Consider the following 14707-nt stretch of genomic DNA (forward strand, 5'->3'; position numbering starts at 1 on the left):
CGTAAATATCGCGAAACAAAAGATATTAAATTAAATAAGGAGGGGATCCTTTCTATGAGTACTATAAGAGATGTTGCAAAATTAGCTAACGTTTCTATTGCATCAGTATCCAGAGTAATCAACAATGACACCACTTATAAAATGACAGATGAAACCCGGGCCAGAGTCTGGAAAGCCATTCATCAATTGAATTATAAAGTGAATACCAGCGGGAAAAATCAGACATCAAATACTGACAACAAAACCAATATTAAAATCGGCTGCATTCTAAGTGTTACAAAGAAAAAATTTAACGACCCCTATTTTATGTCCATATTATCTGGAATTGAAGACAGATTGTCCAGTAAAGGATATGACATAGCATTTATTAGAACAGGAGCTGAATTAGAAGATAAGAAGACTTTATTCGGCACTTTTAATGAATCTATAAGCGGTTTAATACTAATGGAAACATTAGATGAAGAAACCTATGAATTTATCCGTAATCAGGTTCCTAATATTGTTGGTATTGACACTGAGAGGGAAGAAATTGATAATGTGGGGTATGACCATTACAACATCGCAACTTTGGCTGTTAAACACTTAATTGAAAGAGGTCATAAGAAGATTGGATTTATTGGTGGAAGCGGTAGAAAAGGTAATATTAAAGAAAGTCAACGTTATAAAGGTTACTACGCTACCATGCATGCAGAAGGATTGTCTGTAAATCCTGACTGGATTATCGATTGTATGTGGGATGAAGATATTTGTACAGAGAAAGTAAATCATTTATGTGAGACTGGTAATTATCCCGATGCTTTTTTTGCTGCAAGTGATTTAATGGCAATGGCCGCCCTTAATTGTTTATACAATAACAAAATATCCGTTCCGGACCAAGTTGCTATAATCGGACTCTCAAATATTGAAGTTTCTAAATATTCAAATCCACCCTTAACAACTATGGAAGTTCCTACATTTGAAATAGGAATGGTGGCCGTTGATTTATTATTAGACCGAATAAATGGCAATGAGCTTCTTCCCAAAAAGGTAATTTTACCAACCAAATTAATAGTTAGAAGCTCTACATAACAAGAAAGGCTTACTTCAGGGAAACTATAAATAGTTTATTCATGAAGTAAGCCTAATATTTTAACTGCAACCGATTACAAATCCATTGCACTATTTTATTTTAATCTATTGGAACAACCAATTAAGCTATCTTAGATTTTGCAACCTCAGCTAAAGAAGCGAAGCCTGCAGGATCGTTAATAGCCATGTCAGATAACATTTTTCTGTTCACTTCTACTCCAGCAACTTTTAAACCGTACATAAATTTGCTGTATGAAAGTCCGTTCATTCTGGCAGCAGCATTGATTCTTGCGATCCATAATTGTCTGAATTGTCTCTTTCTTTCTTTTCTACCAGAGAAAGAAGTTGCTAATGCTCTCATTACGGATTGTTTTGCTACTCTATATTGTTTGGATCTGGCTCCTCTATAGCCTTTAGCCAGCTTTAATACTTTATTATGTTTTTTCTTTGCGTTCATTCCGCCTTTAATTCTTGCCATGTTCTATTTCCCTCCTTATCACCAATATCTTATAGATATGGCATAATCTTCTTCATGTTCTTTACTTTTGTTGCCCCAACTAAAGTTGCCTTTCTAAGATTTCTCTTTCTCTTAGTAGATTTTTTAGTTAAGATATGGCTTTTATAAGCTTTCATTCTCTTTAATTGTCCTGTACCTGTTTTTTTGAAACGCTTTGCTGCTGATCTGTTTGTTTTAATCTTAGGCATAATATGTCCTCCTTAATCATGATACAATTAAATCTCCCCATATGCGGATTCCGCCAGGTTGTCCAATTGTCTTATTTATATTATTTATGACATTTTTCAATACAAATCATAGAGTCACTATGATTGAGATTGCGAAATGTTACTAACGTTTTTCAGTTAAAAACATAATCATGTTTCTACCTTCTAATTTTGCTGGCTTCTCAACGACTGCAACATCCTCAAGCTTTGAATAGAAATCGTCTAAAATCTGTCTACTGGATGTTATATGTGCCATTTCTCTACCACGGAAACGAAGAGCAACTTTAACTTTATCACCTTTTGTGATAAACTTTCTAGCTTGGTTAGCTTTCGTATTAAGATCGTTTGCATCGATATTCGGAGACAGACGAATCTCTTTTACATCTGTAACCTTTTGCTTCTTCTTAGCCTCTTTTTCTTTTCTGGCTACTTCATATCTGTACTTACCGTAGTCAATAATTTTGCACACTGGTGGTTTTGCTGTGGGAGCAATCTTTACTAAATCAAGATTTGCGTCTTTTGCAAGTTTTAGGGCGTCTTTGGATGACATAATTCCTAATTGCTCGCCGTCTTCTCCAATTAAACGGATTTCTTTGTCTCTAATCTGCTCATTAATCATTAAATCGCTAATAGTTGTACACCTCCATAGGTTTGAATCTTAAATCATTATGTTACTTGGCATAAAAAAAGTGGATAGCAAAGTCCATCCACGTTTCAACCGGATCAATCTTACCGAATTCATCAGTAAGCGCTCACGAAATTCAGCGGCACACAAACATGCCATGTTTGCAGCTTAAATTCCATAATCCAGAAATATTAACCAAAGTCACAACTAAGTGCTGAGGTGAGAGTGGATACTCTGCTTTGTTGTTATCGTTCATCCTTAATTATTCAACTAAGGATTTACAAGCTTTTATAGTCTATCATATAATAAGTTAAATGTCAATAAAAACTTTTAACTTATTATACGTTTCTCTCAGTCAGAATCGGAAGAGAGGAAGTAGCTTCCTACTCTCTTCCGAATTCAGATAATTTCAATTCTTTATTTCTATCTAAAACCGTCTGTATGCTCCAGCTGTGAACAAATAGTAACAGCGGATTACCTTTCATATCCCTTACCTTCTTAGTATCAGATGTAACACTTAGCTTACTTACGTCAATTCCTTTATTTTCAATCCACCTGATATGCTCAAAAGCAAGATTCTCTAAGCGGATTTCCACTCCATATTCGGATTCCAGCCTAAATTTTAATACGTCAAATTGAAGAACACCAACTACTCCAACTATGATTTCTTCCATACCTGTATTAAATTCCTGAAAAATCTGAATAGCACCTTCCTGAGCAATCTGGGTGATACCTTTTAAGAATTGCTTTCTTTTCATGGTATCTACCTGGCGTACTTTTGCAAAATGTTCTGGTGAGAAAGTTGGAATACCTTCATACGCAAACTTTTGATCCGGCATACAGATAGTATCACCAATTGAGAATATACCGGGATCAAATACACCAATAATATCTCCTGCATAGGCTTCTTCTATGATTTTTCTCTCCTGGGCCATTAACTGCTGAGGCTGAGATAACCGCATCTTCTTTCCGCCCTGAATATGATTTACTTCCATTCCTGCTTCAAATTTACCGGAGCAAATTCTCATAAATGCAACACGGTCTCTATGGGCTTTGTTCATGTTTGCCTGAATTTTGAATACAAAAGCAGAAAACTCATTCTTAACCGGGTCAATCAGGCCTTCATTGGACCTTCTGGACAGTGGTGTGGTAGTCATATTGAGAAAATGCTTTAAAAATGTTTCTACACCAAAATTAGTTAAGGCAGAACCAAAAAACACCGGCGATAATTTGCCTTCACGCACTAAGCCCAAATCAAATTCACTGCTGGCACCGTCAAGTAATTCAATTTCATCTGCAAGAATTGCATGATTTTCTTTTCCAATGAGAGTATCCAGCTCTTCATCTCCTAATTCAACCTCTATGGTATCTACCGTTTTTTGTCCATTATTAGCTGCAAAAAACCGGGAGATATGTTTGGTTTCTCTGTCATAGACACCTTTAAAATTCTTACCGGATCCAATAGGCCAATTGATTGGGCAGGTCTGAATACCAAGAACTGTTTCTATTTCATCTAATAATTCAAAGGTGTCTCTTGCTTCACGGTCCATCTTATTAATAAACGTAAATATTGGGATATTACGCATTACGCATACTTTAAATAATTTCTTTGTTTGTGCTTCAACACCTTTAGAAGCATCAATAACCATCACTGCAGAATCCGCTGCCATTAAAGTACGGTAAGTATCTTCCGAGAAATCCTGGTGTCCCGGGGTATCCAGTATGTTAATACAATAATCTCCATAATTAAATTGCATAACGGAAGAAGTAACCGAAATACCACGTTGTTTTTCTATTTCCATCCAGTCAGAAACAGCATGTTTTGCCGTCTTCTTCGCTTTTACAGAACCTGCAAGGTTTATAGCTCCGCCATAAAGTAACAGTTTTTCAGTTAAGGTCGTCTTACCGGCATCCGGGTGAGATATAATTGCAAATGTCCTTCTTTTTTCTATTTCCTTCGTATAATCAGCCAAAATGAATCCTCCAAACTAAATCTGTCACAAGGGATAATATACTGCCGGTATAATCTTTCCCATAGAATGCCTTGGTATATTACTTGTGAAATTAATCTATATTCTAACCAATATTATTTTTTTCAAAACTACTTAATCATATAATATATACATGATATTTGTCAAGGATTTGTAATTGTATATTATGACTTAAAAAGGGATATTGTAAAATCACTTTACAATATCCCTTTTCATAAGTCATTATTGTTCTACTTCAATTTTTTTAATCTCTTTTGTTCTTATTTCTTTGCAGATATCATTTATGAAAGTATCTAAAGGTTTTTGTCCTTCATCTCCAAGGTAACGGCTTCTTACAGATACTAAGCCCTCTTCCTCTTCTTTTTGTCCTACTACTAACATATAAGGAACTCGGTCAAGTCTTGTTTCACGGATTTTATACCCGATTTTTTCTGCACGTTCATCAACACTGCAATGAATTCCGTTATCTTTTAGCTGGCTCTCTATTTTCTTCGCATAATCATGATATTTCTCAGAAATAGGAAGTACTCTTACCTGTTCAGGGCATAGCCAGGTTGGGAATAATCCGGCATATTTTTCAATTAACCAGGCAAGGGTTCTTTCATAGCAGCCCATACTGGTTCTATGAATAACATAAGGGCGGACTTTATCACCATTCTGGTCAATGTAATACATATCAAACTGTTCTGCAATTAATGCATCCCATTGAATGGTAATCATGGTATCTTCTTTTCCATATACATTCTTAGCCTGTATATCTACTTTAGGGCCATAAAAGGCAGCTTCCCCTTCTTCTTCTGTAAAAGGAATCTCAAGGTCTATTAATATTTTTCTGATTCTTCCCTGAGTTTCTTCCCATACTTCTTCGGTACCGATATATTTTTCTTTATTGTTTGGATCCCATTTGGATAAACGGTAAGTTACATCTTCTTCAAGGCCTAATGTCTTTAAGCAATATCTGGCAAGGTCAAGACAACCTTTAAATTCTTCATCCATTTGATCCGGTCTTACAATTAAGTGGCCTTCAGAAATAGTAAACTGGCGTACACGAGTTAATCCGTGCATTTCGCCGGAATCTTCATTTCTAAAAAGTGTAGAAGTTTCACCATAGCGAAGAGGCAGATCTCTGTAGGATCTTTGGGCTGATTTATATACATAGTATTGGAAAGGACAAGTCATAGGGCGAAGAGCAAATACTTCCTTATCCACTTCTTCATCACCAAGTACAAACATGCCTTCCTTATAATGATCCCAGTGTCCGGAGATTTTATATAAGTCACTTTTGGCCATAAACGGAGTCTTTGTTCTTACATAACCTCTTTTTTCTTCCTCATCCTCAATCCATCTTTGCAGAGTTTGGAGAATCTTTGTACCATTTGGCATAATAAGAGGTAAGCCCTGGCCTATTACATCTACAGTTGTAAAAATCTCCATCTCACGCCCAAGTTTATTATGGTCACGCTTTTTAACATCTTCCAAATGAGCTAAATAGGCATCCAAATCTGCATTCTTAGTAAAGGCAGTACCATATACTCTGGTAAGCATCTTATTCTTTTCGCTTCCTCTCCAGTAAGCACCGGAGGAAGATATTAATTTTATGGCTTTAATATTCTTTGTGCTCATTAGGTGAGGACCGGCACATAAGTCAACAAAATCCCCTTGTTTGTAGAAAGAAATAACAGAATCTTCCGGTAGGTCTTCAATTAATTCAACCTTGTATGGTTCATCTCTATCTTTCATAAATTGAATCGCTTCTGCTCTAGGAAGAGTAAATTTCTCCAGTTCAGCGCCTTCTTTGATAATCTTTTTCATTTCTTTTTCCAGTTTATCAAGTGCCTCTCTGTCAAATGGTTCTACATCAAAATCATAGTAGAAACCGGTATCAATAGATGGCCCGATTGCCAGTTTGGCATGGGGATACAATCTTTTTACTGCCTCTGCCAATACATGTGAAGCAGTATGTCTATATGCCCCTTTACCTGCGTCCTCATTAAAGGTTAATATATTTAATTCACAATCTTTATCAACTACGGTTCTTAAATCCACCACTTCACCGTTTACTTCACCGGCACATGCCATTCTTGCAAGACCTTCACTAATGTCCTTTGCTATATCTATAACGGACATACTGTTTGCATACTCTTTTACTGATCCATCTTTTAATGTAATCTTCATAATATAACCATTCTCCTTTCAAATTCTGGAGATTTGTGGGTAGCACAAATCTCTGGTTGTAAGAATTTCATTCTAACAACTGTTCTCATTTTCTGGATTCATTCGAAAAAAAAGATAAAAAAAACGTCTCTTTCGAATTACTATCCAGTAAATCGAAAGGGACGAGTACTATTCACTCGCGGTTCCACCCTCATTGGTAATGTATCATTACCCGCTTCTTTCTGATTGTAACGTAATCAACGGACCGGATTAGGGCCACTCAGAGGTAGTCTTCAGATGATTCCTATTAAGATATTCTCAGCTAACATATCTCTCTCTGTAATATTCCACATCTTACTCGTCTCTTCAACGTATTAGGTGTTTAGAATTTTATTTAATTTTTATTATAGCATTGCAAAATTCTTTGTCAAGAGTAAAATAACTGTAGTATTGTAAAATTATTCATTATATATTTCCAATCAACCTGTCTTTTACCACTGCAAAAAATTCTCTTATATAATAATTCAGTACCAAAACCTGATCCGACGGCGCCCCAAGCCCCTGAACCTTCAGTCCTTGTCTTTTAGCAATGCCCATTGCCCGGTATACATGGAAACTGCTTGTTATTAGAATAACAAGTGCCGTTTCTTCTTTTAGAAACTTTTTGCTATATTTAATATTCTCATAAGTGTTAACAGATTGATCTTCTTTTATAATACGGTATGACTCAATCCCTTGTTTCACAAGGTAATTACTCATAGCTTCCGCTTCCGATATATCTTCTCCATCTCCTTGTCCTCCGGACACAATTACTTTTGCATCTTTATTCCCCTTAAGATACTTACAGGCGGTATCCATACGGCTTTTTAATGTTTTGGATAATACCTTTCCCTTTACCTGGGCGCCTAATACTATTACATACTCTGCCGATAGGCTTACTTTTTTGCTTCCCGATGATAGGATTCGTATCTCAGTCACAATAAAGATGATTGCACCAAAGAATAAAAGAATACCTGCTGCATGCTTAATATATTTCAAAGTAGCTATTGTATCGGTTTCTATCAAAGGATAAAGGAATGCTGCAAGAATAAGGAGCATTCCCGTCACTATCCAAAACTGCAAAAAGGAGGCTTTGGGTCCTGCATATAGTATGATTACTACAAAATATAATATACATAATATGCCCATTCCTAAAAGTGAAATTGTAAGTAAATTCATGAACTACCCCTATCTACGGAATAAACGCCTTATTTTTCTTGATTCATATTCCTCACGCTTCTTCGATATGGCATCCCGTTTCATAACTTCTTCATAAACTTTTTCCACGTTTCTGGCAAATGCTTCCGTAGATAGTTTTTGTACATTCTTTCTTGCATTTTCACCATATGCAATACCAGAACTGCTAAATAACACCGCATCAAGTCCTTCTAGCAAACCTTTCCGATCCGTAAAATCATATCCGTTCCAGCCCGGAACCAAAATGTCATCTAAACATCTGTCCCGTCTGGCTACAATCGGAAGCCCAGCTGCCATAGCCTCAATATATGTTAGTCCTTGTGTTTCGCTGGTAGAGCCGCTTACAAATACGTCACCCATTCGATAAAATAATCCAATATTGTCCCAGGGCTGTGCTCCGGTAAACAGAATTCTTCCGTCCAAATTTCGTTCTGTCACCATCTGCTTTAAGTTTTCCATTTCAGGTCCGCTGCCTACAATAACAAACTTCACATTCTCTCTCTCCCTCATATATTGAGGCATTGATTCAATGATTTCACCAATATTTTTTTCCTTGGAAACACGTCCCAGATAAAGCATTATTTTATCCTGTTCCTGAATATTATATTGCTTTTTTAACTCCATTACATCTTCCTGAGAATAAAGAGCAGGATTAAATTTTTTAAGATTCACCCCTGTAGGGACTATACTAATCTCCTTATGGACACTGTAGGTCAATAATAAATCTTTAACTTTCTGAGTGGGCACGATAACCTGCTCTACTGTATTACAACAAACTTTAGTAAAGACTCTGGCAAATGCCTTGGCTCTTTTATCCAGAGTCTTAAAATTAGTTAAATAATGAGTATAATCTTCATATATAGTATGATAGGTATGCACCATAGGTAATTTTAATTCCTTTGCCATAATTCGGCCAAATATGCCTAAAGAGAACTCTGTATGGGTATGGATAAGATCCAGATCTAACTTTTTAATAATAGAAGCCAGCCTAGGCTGATAAAAAATACCTACTCTTCTTTCTGTAATTAAAGCAAAGGGCATACTGGGTACTCGAAATACGTTATGTTCATACTCCGGCGAACCTGGTGTTGTTGTTGTAAAAACATATACTGTATGTCCAATTTGCTCCAATTCATTCTTTAGTATATAAACAGAATTTGCAACTCCATTAATTTCCGGATAATACGTATCTGTAAATAAAGCTATGTTCAATTTATCTCTCCCTTTCCCCACCTAATTCACTATGATACATCTAATATTTACTAAATCCCAACTATTATACTATTATTTTTTACATATTACAACTTGCATAATTTATAATCTTCCTATGTTTATATGATTTTTATATGCAAGTTTTATAATATACTTTCTTATTGAACCTGCATATTATTTTTCACCGATCAATTTATCCTTCTCCAGTATATGTTGACTAAGCCAGTCCCCAATAAATGAGAGAATATCTAATAACATTTCTGTCTGATTCCTGTCCACCTGTTCAAAGTCAATACTATTTACCTTCTCCATAAATTGTTCATGATCAACAATCTGGCTGAACAGCTTTTTGTACCCAATTTTTTTCATATACGCTTCTTCACTTGCAAAATGAAATTTTGCATAATCTTTTAACTCATTGATTATGGTTACAATGTTATCAAACTTATCCGGAATAAATTCGTCTGCAAAGACATCATATGCGGATTGTGCAATTCGAAACAGTTCTTTGTGCTCATCATCAATTTGCTTAATACCGGTATAGTATTCTTCTTTCATTACAAACATAATAATCTCCTTTCTGCCGAAGCACCCCGAATTTGGGCGCCAGCACAAATTTTGTCCTGTGAAAAATCAAGATTTTTTATATTCTATATATAATGGGGATACATGTTTCGACGCCCATATACTAGATTTGGTTGACTGTATCAAATTATTATTGTAATTTGACCATTACATTTTTTCGAATATTCAATTGATCCACTTCCACATCACAATCTACGGCAAGAATATGAACACCTTTTTCCTCAGCTTCCTTCAGTGCTTGTCCAAATGCAGGATGAGTGATGTTATTAGGTTCAAAATATTTAACACCCTTCATTTGTACTACAAAAATGATGTATGCTTCATAGCCTTCTTCCACACAGGCAATAAGTTCTCTGACATGCTTTACGCCTCTTTCCGTAGGGGCATCCGGGAATCTGACTATCCCTTCTTCTTCAAGTGTAACACCCTTTACTTCTATGTAAATCTGCCTGTTCTCTGCCTCTACATACAGATCAAATCTGGAATTACCATATGTTTTTTCTGTTTTAACTAATTTAATATCAGAAAATAATCCACCTGACTTAATCCATTCATAAACTACTTTATTCGGTGCCTGGGAGTCCATATTAATCATTCGATTACCTTTTTGAACACCAATCAGGTCATATTTTGTCTTTCGATTCGGGTTGTCCTGTTCTTCCAAATAGACTGTAACCCCCGGTATTAGCAATTCCTTGCATCGCCCGGTATTTTTCACATGACAGGTTTTTACTTCACCATCCACCTCTGCATAAGCAATAAATCGATTGGGACGGGACCTGAATATTCCTGTTTTAACTTTGTTATATTTCATAATAACCTCGATTCTGGCGATTTAACGCTTCTTAATAACCACAGCAGCTTTGTGTGCCGGCACATATTGCCTGAGCTCCAATCTATGTACTCTTTCACGCTAAAATCAGTAGGTCTTCTTTCCCATTGTATATTGAGTCTACAAACATTTTTAGTTTTTGTCAATTAGTTCATAATAATTTTACACTTTTTTAACTTCCCTTTTACAGGAAGTTGGCTTATAATGGATTATAATTAAGGAAAGATTCCTAGTTAAAAGAGTATAATTATTGTTAGTAATTGCATATACTGATAAGACGAAAGGAAGTATGATAGTATGAAGAAATTCGGTAAATTCTTGTTTGGAACTGTTTCCCTTGCAACTTTAGCATGCGGAGCTTACTATGTTTACAAAAATTTAATTAACAAAGACTCTTCTGATGAATTTGATGAGTTTGAAGATGAATTTGAAGATTTTGATGATGAAGATGAGGATGCTCCGGAAGTAGAAAAAAAAGATACTCGTGAATATGTGTCCATCAATTTTACCTCTGACGAAGCTGCTTCCACCGAATCGGAAGAAGAACAATAAAGCCTGAATTTAAGAATAACCGACTATTTCAATAAAAGAAAATAGCCGGTTATTTTTTCTTATCCTAAGGCAATATCTAATGTTGTCATTACCATAAATCCTAACATAGTTCCGATAGTTGCCGCATGTCCGTAAAGGTGAGAGTCATTTTGTGATTCCGGAATTAACTCTTCCACTACTACGAAAACCATAGCACCTGCTGCAAAGGATAATGCATAAGGCAAAATAGATCTGACACTGCTTGCAAGCATGGCTCCAAACACTGCTGCAATTGGCTCAACAATTCCTGATGCCTGCCCATACATAAAACTTTTTAACCTTGAATGTCCGTCTCTTCGTAAAGGTATGGATACTGCTGCTCCTTCCGGAAAGTTTTGAAGTGCTATACCCACGACCAGAATAATAGCTCCTGCTGTGGTGGCCTTTTCCACAGTTCCTACAGAACCAAATGCGATACCAAAGGACAATCCTTCCGGAATATTATGAAGTGTTATTGCCGTAACTAATAATACACTACGGCGTATGCTGTTTCTCGATACCTTACTTATTCCACCTCTGGGCTCATCTTCTACATGATGAACATGAGGAATTAATTTATCTGCACCGAATAAGAATAATCCTCCAAAGCCAAATCCTACAACTACAGGAAGCCAGGGAAGGGGAGAATCCTCCGATAATTCCAATGCCGGTAACAACAAGGACCAAAAGGAAGCTGCTAACATAATACCGGATGCAAAACCTAACATAAGGTTTAAAACTTTTGGTTTTATTTCTTTAAAAAAGAATACCATGGCCGCACCGGCTGCTGTTACGCCCCAAGTTACAAGTCCCCCTAGAAAAGCCATTAAAATTGGATTCATATTATATCCTCCTAGTTACTTACTTTATTCTAGGGTTGTAGATTCCTCTTCTAAAAAGCCTTTCATGAAATTCTTTATTCATCAAAACCATAGGCTTTTGAATTAATTACCTATATTCACTTATTTTGCTCTTTAATTGTTCTACATCCCCTATAATGGTATATCTTATTATATCACGATTATTATCATCTGTCTTTAACAGAATTTCATTTTCAACCAATATAGTATAGGATAAATTATCCCGGGTTGTAAATACAATCTGATAATCCAACGGATTTTCTGAAGTATCTTCTTCGTTTTCAACAGGCAGTAAATAATATTCATCTAACATAAGAAGGAATTCCTTGATTTTCTCCGGCTCCTTAAAGTTTATGCTTTCTTTCTTGCTATTTATTATAGAAAAGGAATTTACCTGTTCTGCTGTGAAAGGTAAAATATCAGAAAATATCATACCTTCTACTTCAAGTGTGTCCATATTGGCTTCTTGCGGTTCTGATCCATCGTTTCTGGCTGAGGCTTTCAAATCAGATTTATCAGCATTTTTATCTTTAGCCACTTCTTGGCCTGCTCCTGTATCTGCAATCGAGTATGTTTCTGTTTCTTTCTTTGCCTCAATACTTTTCTCTAAAGTTCCAGACTCTGGTGCCGCAGATTCTGATGTATTCTCTGTGGCAGAATTAACGTCATATTCAGCACTTTTTTTATTGGCAGGTAAATACTTCAATATATTTATACCGATTAATAGAATCAGAAGTACCGCTGCAATGCCAGCTAATCTAAAAACAGGAAATCTATTTTTCTTTTTATGTTCTGTTACAACATATTCTTCCTGATTGTCTTCATCCGCAGTTAAAGGAGCCTTGCCGGATTGAATCGCCTGTAATGTCTTTTGAATCAGTTCCTCCGAAACTACAATATTATCTTTGTCAAAAGAAGCATTAAGATGGTTTTTTAAATGAATAATTTCATCTTCAAAATTTATTTCCTTCTCTAAGCGGTTCTCTGTTTTAATTTTGTCTCTATCCATAGAACCATTTCCATTTTTCTGTTGATTGCTGAATTTATTTTTTTGGAAATCCATCTTATAACCTCCCTTCCAAACAAGTCTTTAGTTTCTCTTTTGCCCTGGATAAACGGCTTTTAGCTGTTCCTTCTGCAATCTTTAATATACTTGCTGCATCGCTTATGGTCATATCCTGATAATATACGCAAACGATAATATCTTTATATTTGTCAGGTAAATTCATAACCGTTTCACGAATTAGCTGATTCTGGTCTTGTTGCTCAACAGCTTTGTAATCATCATCTGTATGTATGGTATTTTCCTCATATTCTGTCATAGGTACTACCTTTTGGTTCCATGCACTTTTTAAATAATCCTTGCATGTGTTAATGGTGATTCGAATAATCCAAGTCTTAATACTGCTGTTTCCTTGAAAGGTACTGAGATTTTTGTTTACCTTTATGAATACATCTTGAAAAATGTCTTCTGCCAAATGACTATCTTTTACATACATAAATGCAGTACGTAAAACATCATTGCCATATTGCCTTATCAAGGTTTCAATGTGGTAAACAGGCTGTTTCTCCTCGTACATTGAACTCTTCCCCCTATATTCTATTTATGCGGATTGTTGGTTCATCTCCCACTTTCTATTTTGATCCGCTAAAGAAATTTGATGGTTGCAGTATTAGTATACTCTTAAACATTTGACGATGTAAACTATAAAATAGTTCCCATGAAATAATTGGATAAAGTGAGTCAAAGCGGATATTCGCAATCCGCTTATGCTACCTGCTCATAACCTCATTGCCACTACGTGGCATTTCAGCAGGAGCTTAAACTCCTGCTGAAACAGGTAAGTCCTTACCTGATGAGATTAAGATACTAATACTGCATAAATAGTTTATTTATCCGCAGATATATTTATATCAGGTTAAATTTCTTTAATCCATGATAAATGCCGTCCTCTTTAATAGACTTTGTCTTATGTCTGATTCTTTCCAGTACTTCCGGATAACTGTTACCCATTGCAATTCCTGTATTAACGTATTCTAACATTTCTATATCATTATTACTGTCACCAAATGCATAGGTGTCTTTCTGGTCCATATTTAAGTGCTTTAATAATCTTTGAATGCCGGTTGCCTTATTGATTCCACGGGGTACTAATTCAAACATCTGCACGCCATGATAAATAGGTTGAAATTTCTCTTCCAGTTTCGGCATAACTATATCTGGGTTGGTTTCTTCTGTTAAATTACAGGATATTTTATTCATACGAATGACCGTATCGGAATCTAAAGCTTTTATTATATCCTCTCCGAAATATTTAAAAAGACTTGTAATATAGCTGTAATCTTCTCCCTTATCTTTTTCTTCGTAGTAAAGACATTCCGGCCCTTCCAAAATATATCTTACTTTATTTTTTTTGAGGAATGTCATGGTTTCTTTAACCAAATCATCCTCTACTAATATATTCTCAATAACTTTACCATCATATTCAATATAGGTGCCGGCACCTGCAATAATTCCTTTAAAGCCTAGCTGAATTAAATTATCCGGAACGATAGGTCTGGTTCTGCCTGTACAGATAATAGGGATATGCCCATTATCCGTCAGCATGGCAATGGCCTCTTTTGCTGAATCAGGCACCCCTATATCCGGTAAATATAAGGTTCCGTCCACATCAAAAAATACTATTTTCTTATCCATTTTTATAACAATGCTCCTTTCAAAGGGTCGAAAGAATAAAATTCTTTCAACATTTCATGCCTCTTAGCTGCATCTCAAATAATAGATGCAGAAGTTCAAAATGAGAATTCAAATGGATTCTCATTTTGGAGTTCTTCTAAGTGTGAAGAAGCT

General features: G+C 35.7%; 15 protein-coding genes and 1 other annotated feature. Of the genes, 2 read left to right on the forward strand and 13 right to left on the reverse strand.

What is annotated here, in order from left to right; genetic code table 11:
• The first annotated feature begins 54 nt into the window (after positions 1-54).
• Positions 55-1068: a LacI family DNA-binding transcriptional regulator gene (locus BM183_RS05020; protein WP_091684930.1), complete on the forward strand. Its 1014-nt coding sequence runs from the start codon at positions 55-57 to the stop codon at positions 1066-1068.
• Between the two features lie 121 nt (positions 1069-1189).
• On the opposite strand, the gene rplT is transcribed toward BM183_RS05020, so the two are convergent.
• From rplT to sfsA, 9 genes are all read right to left on the reverse strand, one after another.
• Complete coding sequence (rplT, locus tag BM183_RS05025; RefSeq protein WP_091684932.1) at positions 1190-1546, reverse strand: 50S ribosomal protein L20; 357 nt, start codon at positions 1544-1546, stop codon at positions 1190-1192.
• 29 nt (positions 1547-1575) lie between these two features.
• Positions 1576-1773 (reverse strand): 50S ribosomal protein L35, encoded by a 198-nt coding sequence (gene rpmI, locus BM183_RS05030; RefSeq protein ID WP_091684934.1) that lies wholly within the window; start codon positions 1771-1773, stop codon positions 1576-1578.
• A gap of 142 nt (positions 1774-1915) precedes the next feature.
• Positions 1916-2410 carry a translation initiation factor IF-3 gene (infC, locus tag BM183_RS05035; RefSeq protein WP_091684935.1) on the reverse strand — a complete coding sequence of 165 codons (495 nt, stop codon included), beginning with the start codon at positions 2408-2410 and terminating at the stop codon, positions 1916-1918.
• A gap of 389 nt (positions 2411-2799) precedes the next feature.
• Entirely contained in the window at positions 2800-4389 is a 1590-nt protein-coding gene (locus tag BM183_RS05040) for a peptide chain release factor 3 (RefSeq protein ID WP_091684937.1), read from the reverse strand.
• A 240-nt stretch (positions 4390-4629) separates the two neighbouring features.
• Positions 4630-6582, reverse strand: coding sequence for a threonine--tRNA ligase (thrS, locus tag BM183_RS05045; protein WP_091684939.1), 1953 nt, complete (start codon positions 6580-6582; stop codon positions 4630-4632).
• 154 nt (positions 6583-6736) lie between these two features.
• Positions 6737-6940, reverse strand: a binding site (T-box leader).
• 86 nt (positions 6941-7026) lie between these two features.
• Entirely contained in the window at positions 7027-7779 is a 753-nt protein-coding gene (locus BM183_RS05050; RefSeq protein WP_091684941.1) for a YdcF family protein, read from the reverse strand.
• 9 nt (positions 7780-7788) lie between these two features.
• Entirely contained in the window at positions 7789-9009 is a 1221-nt protein-coding gene (locus tag BM183_RS05055) for a glycosyltransferase family 4 protein (RefSeq protein ID WP_170847894.1), read from the reverse strand.
• A gap of 174 nt (positions 9010-9183) precedes the next feature.
• Positions 9184-9576, reverse strand: coding sequence for a bacteriohemerythrin (locus BM183_RS05060; RefSeq protein ID WP_091684945.1), 393 nt, complete (start codon positions 9574-9576; stop codon positions 9184-9186).
• A gap of 148 nt (positions 9577-9724) precedes the next feature.
• A complete protein-coding gene (gene sfsA / locus BM183_RS05065; RefSeq protein ID WP_091684946.1) occupies positions 9725-10408 on the reverse strand; it encodes a DNA/RNA nuclease SfsA in 684 nt (227 codons plus the stop codon).
• A gap of 315 nt (positions 10409-10723) precedes the next feature.
• On the opposite strand from sfsA, the gene BM183_RS05070 reads away from it, so the two are divergent.
• Positions 10724-10978, forward strand: a complete 255-nt coding sequence (locus tag BM183_RS05070) for a hypothetical protein (RefSeq protein ID WP_091684948.1) — start codon at positions 10724-10726, stop codon at positions 10976-10978.
• A 59-nt stretch (positions 10979-11037) separates the two neighbouring features.
• On the opposite strand, the gene BM183_RS05075 is transcribed toward BM183_RS05070, so the two are convergent.
• From BM183_RS05075 to BM183_RS05090, 4 genes are all read right to left on the reverse strand, one after another.
• Complete coding sequence (locus BM183_RS05075) at positions 11038-11838, reverse strand: ZIP family metal transporter (protein ID WP_091684949.1); 801 nt, start codon at positions 11836-11838, stop codon at positions 11038-11040.
• A 106-nt stretch (positions 11839-11944) separates the two neighbouring features.
• On the reverse strand, positions 11945-12919 hold the full coding sequence (locus BM183_RS05080; protein ID WP_091684951.1) for a hypothetical protein: 975 nt from the start codon (positions 12917-12919) through the stop codon (positions 11945-11947).
• Position 12920: 1 nt separating this feature from the next.
• Positions 12921-13436 carry a sigma-70 family RNA polymerase sigma factor gene (locus BM183_RS05085; RefSeq protein ID WP_091684952.1) on the reverse strand — a complete coding sequence of 172 codons (516 nt, stop codon included), beginning with the start codon at positions 13434-13436 and terminating at the stop codon, positions 12921-12923.
• Between the two features lie 329 nt (positions 13437-13765).
• Positions 13766-14554: a Cof-type HAD-IIB family hydrolase gene (locus tag BM183_RS05090; RefSeq protein ID WP_091684954.1), complete on the reverse strand. Its 789-nt coding sequence runs from the start codon at positions 14552-14554 to the stop codon at positions 13766-13768.
• Positions 14555-14707: the final 153 nt, after the last annotated feature.

This window comes from Anaerocolumna aminovalerica (assembly GCF_900115365.1).
GTDB lineage: Bacteria > Bacillota > Clostridia > Lachnospirales > Lachnospiraceae > Anaerocolumna > Anaerocolumna aminovalerica.

Excerpts from the sequence above, each read along its gene's own strand:
- BM183_RS05085 (WP_091684952.1), bottom strand. The coding sequence starts at position 13,436 with ATGTACGAGGAGAAACAGCCTGTTTACCACATTGAAACCTTGATAAGG.
- BM183_RS05090 (WP_091684954.1), bottom strand. The coding sequence starts at position 14,554 with ATGGATAAGAAAATAGTATTTTTTGATGTGGACGGAACCTTATATTTA.
- rplT (WP_091684932.1), bottom strand. The coding sequence starts at position 1,546 with ATGGCAAGAATTAAAGGCGGAATGAACGCAAAGAAAAAACATAATAAA.
- BM183_RS05060 (WP_091684945.1), bottom strand. The coding sequence starts at position 9,576 with ATGTTTGTAATGAAAGAAGAATACTATACCGGTATTAAGCAAATTGAT.
- BM183_RS05070 (WP_091684948.1), top strand. The coding sequence starts at position 10,724 with ATGAAGAAATTCGGTAAATTCTTGTTTGGAACTGTTTCCCTTGCAACT.
- BM183_RS05020 (WP_091684930.1), top strand. The coding sequence starts at position 55 with ATGAGTACTATAAGAGATGTTGCAAAATTAGCTAACGTTTCTATTGCA.
- BM183_RS05080 (WP_091684951.1), bottom strand. The coding sequence starts at position 12,919 with ATGGATTTCCAAAAAAATAAATTCAGCAATCAACAGAAAAATGGAAAT.
- rpmI (WP_091684934.1), bottom strand. The coding sequence starts at position 1,773 with ATGCCTAAGATTAAAACAAACAGATCAGCAGCAAAGCGTTTCAAAAAA.
- BM183_RS05050 (WP_091684941.1), bottom strand. The coding sequence starts at position 7,779 with ATGAATTTACTTACAATTTCACTTTTAGGAATGGGCATATTATGTATA.
- thrS (WP_091684939.1), bottom strand. The coding sequence starts at position 6,582 with ATGAAGATTACATTAAAAGATGGATCAGTAAAAGAGTATGCAAACAGT.
- sfsA (WP_091684946.1), bottom strand. The coding sequence starts at position 10,408 with ATGAAATATAACAAAGTTAAAACAGGAATATTCAGGTCCCGTCCCAAT.
- infC (WP_091684935.1), bottom strand. The coding sequence starts at position 2,410 with ATGATTAATGAGCAGATTAGAGACAAAGAAATCCGTTTAATTGGAGAA.
- BM183_RS05075 (WP_091684949.1), bottom strand. The coding sequence starts at position 11,838 with ATGAATCCAATTTTAATGGCTTTTCTAGGGGGACTTGTAACTTGGGGC.